This is a genomic window from Rhodoferax sp. (assembly GCF_028715765.1).
In the GTDB taxonomy this organism is placed as follows: Bacteria; Pseudomonadota; Gammaproteobacteria; order Burkholderiales; family Burkholderiaceae_C; genus Rhodoferax.
On sequence record NZ_JAQURE010000067.1, the window covers coordinates 1 to 11,002 of the forward strand.

The 11,002-nt window shown below is 57.8% G+C and carries 12 protein-coding genes; 6 read left to right on the forward strand and 6 right to left on the reverse strand.

Annotated features, from left to right (window positions below; all coding sequences use genetic code 11):
- Positions 1-187: 187 nt before the first annotated feature.
- The 6 genes from PHT20_RS15370 to PHT20_RS15395 all read left to right on the forward strand — a co-directional run bounded on the left by PHT20_RS15370 (position 188) and on the right by PHT20_RS15395 (position 5,613).
- Entirely contained in the window at positions 188-724 is a 537-nt protein-coding gene (locus PHT20_RS15370; RefSeq protein ID WP_301021203.1) for a hypothetical protein, read from the forward strand.
- A gap of 44 nt (positions 725-768) precedes the next feature.
- The gene (locus PHT20_RS15375; RefSeq protein WP_301021204.1) at positions 769-1,779 is read left to right on the forward strand and encodes a Fic family protein; all 1,011 of its coding nucleotides are present in this window, start codon (positions 769-771) and stop codon (positions 1,777-1,779) included.
- A gap of 140 nt (positions 1,780-1,919) precedes the next feature.
- Positions 1,920-2,330 (forward strand): DUF1016 N-terminal domain-containing protein, encoded by a 411-nt coding sequence (locus tag PHT20_RS16780; RefSeq protein ID WP_366520943.1) that lies wholly within the window; start codon positions 1,920-1,922, stop codon positions 2,328-2,330.
- A gap of 8 nt (positions 2,331-2,338) precedes the next feature.
- A complete protein-coding gene (locus PHT20_RS15385; RefSeq protein ID WP_301021206.1) occupies positions 2,339-2,704 on the forward strand; it encodes a type II toxin-antitoxin system RelE/ParE family toxin in 366 nt (121 codons plus the stop codon).
- Positions 2,688-3,038 carry a helix-turn-helix transcriptional regulator gene (locus tag PHT20_RS15390; protein ID WP_301021207.1) on the forward strand — a complete coding sequence of 117 codons (351 nt, stop codon included), beginning with the start codon at positions 2,688-2,690 and terminating at the stop codon, positions 3,036-3,038. The genes PHT20_RS15385 and PHT20_RS15390 overlap by 17 nt, the downstream gene beginning before the upstream one ends.
- Positions 3,039-3,051: 13 nt before the next feature.
- Positions 3,052-5,613 carry a DEAD/DEAH box helicase family protein gene (locus PHT20_RS15395; protein ID WP_301021208.1) on the forward strand — a complete coding sequence of 854 codons (2,562 nt, stop codon included), beginning with the start codon at positions 3,052-3,054 and terminating at the stop codon, positions 5,611-5,613.
- 56 nt (positions 5,614-5,669) lie between these two features.
- On the opposite strand, the gene PHT20_RS15400 is transcribed toward PHT20_RS15395, so the two are convergent.
- From PHT20_RS15400 to PHT20_RS15425, 6 genes are all read right to left on the reverse strand, one after another.
- Positions 5,670-6,284 carry a C40 family peptidase gene (locus PHT20_RS15400; protein ID WP_301021209.1) on the reverse strand — a complete coding sequence of 205 codons (615 nt, stop codon included), beginning with the start codon at positions 6,282-6,284 and terminating at the stop codon, positions 5,670-5,672.
- Entirely contained in the window at positions 6,262-7,089 is an 828-nt protein-coding gene (locus PHT20_RS15405) for an ABC transporter permease (protein ID WP_301021210.1), read from the reverse strand. The genes PHT20_RS15400 and PHT20_RS15405 overlap by 23 nt, the downstream gene beginning before the upstream one ends.
- Before the next feature lie 4 nt (positions 7,090-7,093).
- Positions 7,094-7,903, reverse strand: a complete 810-nt coding sequence (locus PHT20_RS15410) for an ABC transporter ATP-binding protein (protein WP_301021211.1) — start codon at positions 7,901-7,903, stop codon at positions 7,094-7,096.
- 5 nt (positions 7,904-7,908) lie between these two features.
- Positions 7,909-8,934, reverse strand: coding sequence for an ABC transporter substrate-binding protein (locus PHT20_RS15415; protein ID WP_301021212.1), 1,026 nt, complete (start codon positions 8,932-8,934; stop codon positions 7,909-7,911).
- 197 nt (positions 8,935-9,131) lie between these two features.
- On the reverse strand, positions 9,132-9,644 hold the full coding sequence (locus PHT20_RS15420; RefSeq protein WP_301021213.1) for a type II toxin-antitoxin system VapC family toxin: 513 nt from the start codon (positions 9,642-9,644) through the stop codon (positions 9,132-9,134).
- Entirely contained in the window at positions 9,641-10,852 is a 1,212-nt protein-coding gene (locus PHT20_RS15425; protein ID WP_301021214.1) for a hypothetical protein, read from the reverse strand. Before PHT20_RS15425 ends, PHT20_RS15420 begins: the two co-directional genes overlap by 4 nt.
- Positions 10,853-11,002: the final 150 nt, after the last annotated feature.

Genomic DNA, 11,002 nt, shown 5'->3' on the forward strand with positions numbered 1-11,002 from the left:
TAGGCGTGCCAAGTTAGTTATCGGGATGCTCGCTCCCAAAGAATTTTCTCGGCATCGACCCCGTCACCTCCACCCTAGAGTTTCTTTCATCATCCGGGGCGTCGGCTTGGATTCATGACAGTTAGTTCGTGATGAGCGTGCGCTCAGCATACTTCGGAAAGTCCTTGCGAAAGACGAACCATCAGTTATGGACCTCGTATCTGGCGACACACCATTTGGTATCGCGACCAACTTCGATGCATGGACCGAGCAGGGGGGTGTTGGAAAGTTGGTACTTCACCTTGTCAATCGAGGAAAGCGTGCTAGTGGCTTTGTTCTACGTACGGATATCCGGAAAAACTTAGATGCAATTGATACATGGAAGGTTCTTGTCCCTAAGGCCTACGGCGCTGGTGAAACTTTCCCACATCAAATTCTCGGAAGAGAAATAGTTGCGGAGCCGCCATCGGTATGTACCCAAACCTATTTGGTCGTAGCACCGTTTCTATCGGATCGTGAAGCAAAAAGCTTTGCTAGCTACTACCGTACACGATTCTTTCGATTTCTAGTGTCATTGAGAAAAATAACACAAGACGCGCTGAGATCAACATACACATGGGTTCCGCAGCAGGCATGGAATGACACTTGGACAGATGAATTGCTCTATGAAAAATACGGCATAACAGACAATGAAATTGCATTCATCAACGAAATGATCAGGCCCATGAGCGAAAGCGATGACTAAACCCATCAGCAGATTCTCACCATCATGCCACCCCGGAGCACCCCGTGACCCCGCTTGAAAGGTTTTTCACCGAAGCCCCCAGTTGGCATGAAAAAATCGGTGCCATTCACGCCCTGCTGGAGCGCGTCAAGATCAGCGAAGAGCAGTCGGGCGATGTGCTGCACCTGCGCAAGCTCAACCGCATTTTGTCGGTGCACGCCTCCACCGCCATCGAGGGCAATCAGCTCACCTTGGGCCAGGTGACCGATGTCATCAATGGCAAACCGGTCTGGGGGCCGCCCAAGGATATTCAGGAGGTGCAAAACGCCTGGCACGCCTACAACGAGTTGCCCGGCTACGCCCCTTGGTCGGTGGACGATTTGCTGCGCGCGCACGCGCATTTGACGGAGTCGCTGATCGGCGAATCGGGCCAGTTCCGCTCCAGCGGCGTGGCGGTGGTGGGCAGCGACGGCACACTGTTGCATCGCGGTGCGCTGTCAAAGCAAGTGCCTGCGCTGGTGATGCAACTGCTGGAGTGTGGCATAACCAGCGCAGCGCACCCGCTCATCAAAAGCTCTGCCGTGCATTACCGGCTGGAATACATCCACCCGTTTCGCGACGGCAACGGCCGTATCGGGCGGCTGTGGCAGACGCTGATCTTGTCGCAATGGAATCCGCTGTTTGCCTGGATGCCGATGGAGACGCTGGTGCACCACAACCAGGCGCTGTATTACAAGGCCTTGCAGGATTCCCATGCTGACCAGGCGGTGGATTGCCGTCCGTTCATTGACTTCATGCTGGATGCGATTGCCAATTCGCTTTACAAATACATTGATGTGGCAGTGCAGACGGTGGCGGATGTCCCTGTAAATGTCCCTGTAAATGCCGTCACAGACAAAATTTTGACCCTGATTCACGCCAACCCTGCCGCGACGGCGCAAAAGATGGCGCTAGCGCTGGGTGTTTCTGACAAAACCATCAAACGCCACCTGAAAGCCCTGCGCGAGCAAGGCTGCATCCAGCGCGTGGGCTCTGACAAGACCGGACACTGGAACATCATCGAAAGGCCATTGTGAGCAAAACAAGCCCCAAAACCAAACCAGTTCCCAAATCAAAGCAGCAGCTGGTTGCCGTCGAGCCCGATGCGCTGTTTGGCCGCGTGGCCGCCATCTTGGACCAGGCGCGCGGCAATGTCGTGCGCGCCGTCAACACCCAGATGGTGCTGGCCTACTGGCTGATTGGGCGCGAGATTGTCCAAGCTGTGCAGGGTGGAGAGGAACGGGCGGCTTATGGCAAAAGCATCGTTGCCGACCTCTCCATTCGACTCAGAGACCGCTATGGACAAGGGTTCTCGGTGGCAAACATGAAAAGCTTCAGGCAGTTTTTTCAAACCTATCCAGACCGGTGCACACCAATTGGCTACCCGACGGGTAGCCAATCTTCACCTTCCACAAATCTCCACCCGATGGGTGGAGATTTGTCGCTGCACAGAAAAAGCTACCCAGTGGGTACCAAATCTCTGCAAGGCTTTGCGCCACAGCTCACCTGGTCGCACTACCGGGCACTCATGCTTTGTGAATTTTTAGCGCTTAAATTGACAAACCAAAACATATACATTTGTATATAAAATGAACCATGATCATCGAAAAGATACTTGAGTGGACAGGCTCCTCCAAACGCGATTTGATGGACTTTCCAGAAGACGTGCGGCGAGCTTTTGGGTACGCGCTGGGCGTGGCCCAATTGGGTGGCAAACATCCAGCCGTCAAACCCTGGAAAGGCGAAGGTGCGGGTGTGCTTGAGGTAGTGGAGTCTGCCGAGGGTAATGCGTATCGCGCGATCTACACGGTGCGGTTTTCGACTGTGGTCTATGTGCTGCATTGTTTTCAAAAGAAGTCACCCAGCGGCATACGCACCGCCAGAACAGACATCGAACTGGTTCACCAACGGCTCAAAGCCGCTCAACAACATCACGAGGCGCACTATGCAAAAAGCAGCTAAAACCCACACGGACGGCACAACCTTCGAGCGCAGCAGCGGCAATGTGTTTGCTGACTTGGGGCTGGCGCAACCGGAAGAACTCAAAACCAAGCTGGTTCTGGCCATGCGTCTGAACGAGCGCATCAAGGCCCTGCACTTGAAGCAATCAGAAATTGGGGCGCGGCTGGGGCTGGCGCAACCCAATGTTTCGGCCCTGCTGAACTATCGGTTAGATAACTTTTCGTCTGAAAAGCTGTTGGAGTTTTTCAACACACTGGGCTACGACGTTGATTTCTTGATACGGCCAGCCACCGGTTCGCAACGGGGCAACACGCGTGTGTTGATGGCGGTTTGAATTGACAGCGCCGATGAATAAGCCCAGCATTGACGAAGTGTTGGCGCCCAAGCCAGAGCTCCGGCCTCGTATTTACGCCTATTCCATCGCCGATGCGGCGCACGCCGGGTTGCTGAAAGTGGGGCAAACCACGCGCGATGTGCGCCAGCGCTTGGCCGAACAGCTGAAGACGGCGGCCATTCAAAACTTCACCATTGAACTTGATGAAAACGCCGGGCGCGACGACGGTTCCATCTTTACCGACCATGAAGTACGCGCCGCGCTGGTCAGAAAAGGGTTCAAGAACACCCAACTGGAATGGGTGCGCTGCAGCGTGGCCGATGTGCACACGGTGCTGGCCGAGCTGCGCAGTGGCCAACGCTTTAGCGGCATGCACCACGAAACCTTTGGCCTGCGCGCCGAGCAGTTGGATGCAGTCAACAAGACGTTTGACTACTACCAATCCATCTGGGCTGAAGATGCCTTTGCTGCACCACGCTTTCTGTGGAACGCCAAGATGCGCTTCGGCAAAACTTTCACCACCTACCAGTTGGCCAAAAAGTTGGAAGCCCGGCGGGTGCTGGTGCTGACCTTCAAACCGGCGGTGGAGGATGCCTGGAAGACCGACCTGGAAAACCACACCGACTTTGACGGCTGGCAATACCTGTCGCGCACTTCAGAGGGCGACCCATCGCAGATCGACCGGGCCAAGCCGGTGGTGTATTTCGGCTCATTTCAAGACCTGCTGGGGCACGACGCGGCAGGCAACATCAAGCCACGCAACGAATGGCTGCACACCGTGAATTGGGACCTGGTGGTGTTTGATGAATACCACTTTGGCGCTTGGCGCGACACCGCCAAAGAGCTGTTTGAGGGTGAAGACGACAACGTGGCGCAAAAAGAAACCAAGCTGGAATACGCCGGTGCGTTGGCCGGTGTGAACGAAGACCTGGGTGTGCTGTGTGAGCGTGAGACGGATTTTTTACCCATCACCACGCGCGCTTATTTGTACCTGTCGGGCACGCCGTTCAAGGCGCTGGCCACGGGCGAGTTCATTGAAGAGCAAATCTTCAACTGGACCTACACCGACGAGCAGCGTGCCAAAGCCGCGTTTGCCACAGACCACCCCGGCCAGCGCAACCCGTATGCCGCCCTGCCACAAATGAGGCTGCTCACCTACCAAATGCCCGACGAGTTGCTGGCTGTGGCCAGTGGCGGCGAGTTTGACGAGTTTGACTTGAACGCATTTTTTGAGGCCACTGGCACGGGTGCGGCAGCAGCATTCAAGCACCAGAGCGATGTGCAAAAGTGGCTGGACATCATTCGTGGGGACTACGCGGCGCAGTCTGCTGAGTTGCTCAAAGTGGGCACGCGCCCGCCGTTTCCGTATTCAGACACGCGGCTGCTGCCGTATTTGCAGCATTCGTTCTGGTTTTTGCCCAACGTGGCCGCGTGCCATGCCATGGCCAACTTGCTGGCCAAGCGGTACAACACGTTTTGGCACGACTACACGGTGGTGGTGGCCGCAGGTCCCACGGCTGGCATCGGTCTGGAACCTCTGCCGCCCGTGCGCAAAGCCATTGGCAGCGGGTTTGACACCAAAACCATCACACTGAGCTGCGGCAAGCTGACCACCGGCGTGACAGTGGCACCCTGGTCGTCCATGCTGATGCTGCGCAACCTGAAGTCGCCCGAGACTTACTTTCAGGCAGCGTTTCGGGTGCAGTCGCCATGGGTCATCAAAAACCCCAACGGCGACAACCCGTTGGAGGAAGACATCCTGAAACCCGTGTGCTTTGTCTTTGACTTTGCCCCCACACGGGCGCTGCGCCAGTTGTCGGAATACGGCATCGGGTTGCAGCCAAACGAGTCCAACCCCGAGCACGCGGTGCGCGACCTGGTGGCCTTTTTGCCGGTGCTGGCGTTTGACGGCGCGCACATGACGCAGATCGATGCGGGCGGCATTCTGGACATTGCCATGGCGGGCACATCGGCCACGCTGCTGGCGCGCAAGTGGGAAAGTGCGCTGCTGGTGAATGTGGACAACGGCACGCTGCGCCGCATCATGGACAGCCCCGAGGCCATGGCGGCGGTGGCGCGCATTGAAGGCTGGCGCGCGCTGGGTGACAACGTGATTGAGACCATCATCAACAAAAGCGAGCAGGTTAAAGCGCTCAAAACCAAGGCCAAAGGAGGCGAGCTATCCGCAAAAGAGAAGAAAGAGCTTTCTGCTGAGGAAAAGGAATACAAGTCCAAACGCAAACTGGTACAAGAAAAGTTGATCAAGTTCGCCACCCGCATTCCGGCGTTCATGTACCTGACGGATTTTCGGGAAAACACCCTGCAAGATGTCATCACAAAGCTGGAGCCCGAGCTGTTTTTGACCGTGACCGGTTTAACGGTGCAAGACTTTCACCTGCTGGTTCAGCTCAAGGTGTTCAACACCGAGCAGATGAACCAGGCGGTGTTTGCTTTCAGGCGGTATGAAGACGCATCACTGCGCTACACCGGGCTGGAGAGCCACCCGGGTTTGTCACACATTGGCTTGTACGACACGGTGGTGGCGCAAGTCAGTGCGCCAGCAAATGCTACATAAAAAAGAGCTACTCACGCTTTATTGACAAGCGCTACAGGCCATTTTTGCTTAAAAAATCAAGGCCGTTTGAAGCGTGGGTTTTGCGCTGCCCAGTGGCGTGTATCCAGGCGCTCCAGGCGCACCGTGCCGCCGGTGGATGGCGCGTGCACAAAGCGGCCTCCGCCCACGTAAATACCTGCATGGTTGGCCACGGTTGACTTGCCAAACAGCACCAGATCACCGGTTTGCAACTGATCCCTGGGCACGCTTTGCCCCCAAAACGTCAGCTCGGCGGTGGTGCGCGGTGGCTTGATGGCGGCGCGGGTTTGGTACACATAGCCAATCAAGCCGCTGCAGTCAAACCCGCTCTCTGGGGTGTTGCCGCCATAACGGTAGGGCGTGCCCACCAGGCCGATGGCAGAAAGAGTCACGTCATTGGCTTGCTCGGGCGACAAGCGGCCACTGACTGGCGGGCTGGCAGGTGCCGCAAACTCAGGTGGCACAGTCGCCACCGGGCGGGGGTCGAAGCTGGGCGGACGCGGCGCGCTGGCGCAACCAGCCAGCACGCCACACAGTGCCCATGCCAGCCACAGCCTGTGGCTACCCGGCAGAGCCGCCACACCCAGGCGAGCAGAGCTACGCCAGGGGCAGGCCGTGATGGCTGGCGCGTCAGAGCTTTTCAGTTTCGCCATTTTTGGGGCTCCAGGTCATCAAGCGGCGCTCAACCCGCCCCACCAGGCCATCGAGCACCAGCGCAAACAGCGTCAGCACCACAATGCCAGCCATCACGGTGTTGATGTCAAAGCTGCCTTCAGCCTGCAAGATGAGGTAGCCCACGCCCTGGCTGGAGCCCAAATATTCGCCTACCACCGCCCCCACAAACGCCAAACCCACACTGGTGTGCAAGCTGGAAAACACCCAACTGGTGGCGCTGGGCAGGTAGACGTGGCGCAGCAGTTGGCGTGCATCGGCGCCCAGCATGCGGGCATTGGCAAGCACCACTGGGCTGACTTCTTTGACACCCTGATAGACATTGAAAAACACAATGAAAAACACCAGCGTCACGCCCAGTGCCACTTTGGAGCCCATGCCCAACCCAAACCAGACTGAAAAAATGGGTGCCAAGATGATGCGCGGCATGGCGTTCATGGCCTTGATGTAAGGCTCGGCCATGGCGCTGGCCATGGGCGCCAGCGCCAGCCACAGCCCACCGGCCAGCCCCAGCCCGGCACCAATGGCAAATGCCATCAGCGTCTCGGCCAGCGTCACCCCCAGGTGTTGATAAATGTCAGCGTCGGTCACAAACCAGACCCACACCCGCTGCGCCACCCTGAATGGTTCACCAAAGAAGAACGCCGCCTGCGTGTCGTTGCTGAACATGAAGTTGGGCAGCAGTCCGGGGGCGGTCATCAGGTGCCAAAACAGCACCAACGCCAGCAGCAGGCTTAACTGCCAGAGCCACAGGTTGCTGTTTTTGGGTTGAATCAGTTTCCACATGGGGTTAAGCCACCTTGAGTTGTTGCGCATAGCCTTTGAGCACTTCCTCGCGCAACACCGCCCAAATGGCCGTGTGCAGTGCCAGAAAACGCGCCGTGGTCTTGATCTCGGCCACATCGCGCGGGCGATCCATGTCAATGGTGAAGTCGCCCATGGGGTGACTGCCCGGCCCGGCGCTCATCACCACCACACGGTCACTCAGAGCAATGGCTTCATCCAGGTCGTGGGTGATGAACAGCACGGCTTTCTTTTTGGCCTGCCACAGGTCAAGCAACTCGTTTTCCATCAACTGACGGGTTTGGATGTCGAGCGCTGAGAACGGCTCGTCCATCAGGATGATGTCGGGGTCGAGCACCAGTGTTTGCGCCAGGCTCACGCGCTTGCGCATGCCGCCACTCATCTGGTGCGGGTAACGGTCGCCAAAGCCACCCAGGCCGACACGGTGCAACCAGTCGTTGGCCTGCTGCATGGCCTGCGCCTGCGGCACACCATGAAACTGCAAGCCTGCGGCCACATTGGCCTGCGCAGTGCGCCAGGGCATCAGGCTCTCGGCCTGAAACATGTAGCCAGCGCGCCGGTTGATGCCCGCCAGCGGCTGGCCAAACACCTGTACCGCGCCCACGCTGGGGTTCAACAGCCCAGCGGCCACATTCAGCAGCGTACTTTTGCCGCAGCCAGTGGGCCCGACCACGCTGACAAATTCGCCCGCAGCCACCGTCAGATTCACGTCTTGCACCGCGGTGTAGCGCTGGCCGGGTTGGTCTTTGCTGACAAAGGTGCAGGCCACACCCTGCAGGTCTAGCGCTGCGGTCATCTGGCTTAGCCCTTGGGGTACTTGGCGTTGGCCACTTTGACAAAGTCGTTGGTGTAGACCGCTTTCAAGTCCAGCTTGGCTGCGGCAATTTTGGCGTCCACACTGGCCAGCGCCTTGAAGGCGGTTTGTGACCCTTTGTCAGGAATCATGCCGTTGGGGGACAAGGCACTTTTGGCCGCCAAAAACGCATCAATGTAAACCGCCCGGTCGCCCAGCAAATAGCTGTCTGGCACGGCTTTGATGATGTCTGCCGCACCGGCAGCCTGAACCCACTTCAGAGCGCGCACCATGGCGTTGGTCAACGCTTGCGCAGTGGCCGGGTGCTTGTCCAAAAAGGCTTGCGGTGCGTACAGGCAACCGGCGGGCATGGGGCCGCCAAACACTTTTTCCGATTCGGCCACTTGGCGGGTGTCAGACACAATGCGCAGGTCGCCCGAGCGTTGCAGCAGCGTGATGACGGGATCGAGGTTGCTCATGGCATCAATCTGGCCCGAGCGCATGGCTGCCACCGCACCGTTGCCGGTGCCCACGCCAATGATGCTGACATCGGTGGGCTTCAAGCCCACCTTGGCCAAGGCAAAGTTGACCATCACATTGGTCGAGCTGCCGGGCGCCGACACGCCAATTTTTTTGCCCTTCAGGTCGGCTATCGTTTTGAAGTGAGGCATGGTTTTGGGGTTGATGCCCAGCACAATCTGCGGCGCGGCACCTTGCAGCACAAAGGCACGCATGTGCTGGCCTTTGAACTGCATGTTGATGGTGTGCTCAAACGCACCCGAGACCACATCGGCACTGCCACCCACCACCGCTTGCAGTGCTTTGGAGCCACCCGCAAAGTCCACAATGGTCACGTTTAGCCCTTCAGCCTTGAAATAACCCAGCTGCTCGGCCACGGTCAAAGGCAGGTAATACAGCAGGTTTTTGCCGCCCACGGCAATCGTCACCTTGGGTTTGTCAAGCGCTTGCGCCTGCACCCATTGGGGTAAAACGGCAGCCGCCAGGCCGCTGGCGATGAGGTGTCTTCTTTGCATGTGTGTCTCCGGTGTGATGGAAGTTGCCAGGCTTTTTGAGTGTGCCTGGTCGGGCGGAAATGATACCGACTCGCGCCGCACTGTGTGGCGGGCGTTTACCCGAACAAGCGGGCAGCAGGCCTATGAGGCGACCAGCCGCGAGGCACAGCTGCTGATTTACCATGACCCTGGCGTTACCCCGCTGCCTTGGTGCGATCTCACCCTATTTTTTCAACCACGAGGCCAGCCACCGTTTTTTGAACGCCGTCTTCCAAATAAAGGAAATCGGCGACGTTTTCGGTCACCAAAACAGCGGGGGGACTGAAATCCAGGCAACTGGCGGCAATGGCGGCGTCGGGCAGCTTTAATTTGCCACCATCCACACCAGGCAAGGGGCCACCCAATGTGGTAACGCGGCGCAAGCTGTCAGCGCGCAAAGTCGCAGCCCAATCCAGCACTTGAGACGTGACTTGCACCACCACCAAGTCAGGCTTGGAAAACTCATGTTCAAGCTCTGATTGCGCCGCTTGCCGCTGCAACGGGTCAGGCAAGCGCCGTGCGCCCACCATGCACTCGGCAATGCACATTTGGCTGGTGGCCAAGGTGGCACCAGGGTACTTTTGCAGCAACGCACCCAAGCCCGCAAGCACGCGGGCTTGCTTGTCTGGCAGGCCCAGAATCAGATGACTCCAGACGTTGGAGTCGAGCAGCAAAGCGTGGCGTGCGCTCATTGCAAATCACCCTCGGCGGGCAAGTGCAAAACCACATCCCGGCGCGACCACCCTTCGCGCTCGGAACGCAAAAAGTCACTGATTTCTTGTGCGGGCAAGCCTGCAACGACTGGGCGCGGGCGTGTCAAAAACTCATCTTTATAGGCCTCCAGCGCCAACAGGTCTTGACCGGTGGAGATGGCTTCAACCAGCGTGTCAATTTGTGCCATCAAGGCTTTCAACTCGCTGCGAATGCGGGTGCGCAAGCGGCCCAGGGTGCGCGGGTCAAGCTCCAGGTCTTGCTGCACGCCCAGAATGCCCTGCACAGCTTGGGCAGCTTGCCGACCCAGCGCCACCAGACGGCGGTGGGATGGCAGGTTGGGCGAAAACTCAGGCCAGGGAAATTCGAGAATTTTTTTCGTCACATCACGCTCTCCAAAATTTCCACTCGTTTGAAAGGCCTTGATTGCGCGGTTTACATAACCCGAATTGAGGTAACACTCCAAATATCGCGCTTCATCTTCAGTAGACATAAAGCTTGCGTACATCGCAAAGTCGACGATGAGTCGCTGCTGAAACGACTGAACATTGACTACACAAGCATTTCCATCTTTTGCAGAGCGATTAAATATCACTGCCCATTGCGCATCAATTGGCTGATCCGTCAGACCGCGCTGAAAATTGAGCCGGTTGTAGGCGCTCATGTTTTGCTTCTTCGCACTGACACTGCGCCGCTCGTCCCACAGCCGCTCACACTGGCCAAACCAGCGCGCCGTCTCCAAATCACCACGCGCCGTCAACTCAGGCGCATCCAGCAGTTGCCAGTGCAGCTTGCCTGGCAAAGGCTGGCCCTTGCTGTCAACGTCATCGGCCTGCACCAGCGGCAAGACAATCAGCGGGGGGTTGACCAGCGCAAACGGCAGCACGTTGCGCGCCAGCGCCGCGCGAAACAGGTATTTGCCCTGCATCGGGCCGGTCAAGGTGATGCCATCCCACGGTTTTTTGGCGCCCTCGACCGCCAGCGGGTGGGTGCGCAGATTGACCGTGCGTTCGGCCAGGTCCGTCAAGCCGTCCAGCGACGCGCCTTGAGGCTGCACAAAGTAGAAAGCGCGCGGCACGATGGTGGCCCCTTGCTTGAAGCGCGGCGCGTAGGCATTGCCGCCGGTGTCGCCCTGAATCTTTTGCTGCACCAGGGCCGAGCGTTTCTTTTTGCTTTGTTCTTTTTGCATCATCCAGCTCCTAAAAATATCAGTAAACCCAGATAATCCATTAGAGATTTCGATGTTTCAAGCGAGTCCGAACTTGTGCAGACTTGGGTCAATTTCAGCTTGAGCCCAAAGGCCCTCAAACCACTTTCGTCGCCGTCGTGCCAAAGCCAT

Bases quoted from the DNA above. Each gene is read 5' to 3' on its own strand.
- PHT20_RS15415 (WP_301021212.1), bottom strand. From the start codon at position 8,934: ATGCAAAGAAGACACCTCATCGCCAGCGGCCTGGCGGCTGCCGTTTTA.
- PHT20_RS15410 (WP_301021211.1), bottom strand. From the start codon at position 7,903: ATGACCGCAGCGCTAGACCTGCAGGGTGTGGCCTGCACCTTTGTCAGC.
- PHT20_RS15390 (WP_301021207.1), top strand. From the start codon at position 2,688: ATGCAAAAAGCAGCTAAAACCCACACGGACGGCACAACCTTCGAGCGC.
- PHT20_RS15420 (WP_301021213.1), bottom strand. From the start codon at position 9,644: ATGAGCGCACGCCACGCTTTGCTGCTCGACTCCAACGTCTGGAGTCAT.
- PHT20_RS15385 (WP_301021206.1), top strand. From the start codon at position 2,339: ATGATCATCGAAAAGATACTTGAGTGGACAGGCTCCTCCAAACGCGAT.
- PHT20_RS15405 (WP_301021210.1), bottom strand. From the start codon at position 7,089: ATGTGGAAACTGATTCAACCCAAAAACAGCAACCTGTGGCTCTGGCAG.
- PHT20_RS15425 (WP_301021214.1), bottom strand. From the start codon at position 10,852: ATGCAAAAAGAACAAAGCAAAAAGAAACGCTCGGCCCTGGTGCAGCAA.
- PHT20_RS15395 (WP_301021208.1), top strand. From the start codon at position 3,052: ATGAATAAGCCCAGCATTGACGAAGTGTTGGCGCCCAAGCCAGAGCTC.
- PHT20_RS16780 (WP_366520943.1), top strand. From the start codon at position 1,920: ATGGTGCTGGCCTACTGGCTGATTGGGCGCGAGATTGTCCAAGCTGTG.
- PHT20_RS15370 (WP_301021203.1), top strand. From the start codon at position 188: ATGGACCTCGTATCTGGCGACACACCATTTGGTATCGCGACCAACTTC.
- PHT20_RS15400 (WP_301021209.1), bottom strand. From the start codon at position 6,284: ATGGCGAAACTGAAAAGCTCTGACGCGCCAGCCATCACGGCCTGCCCC.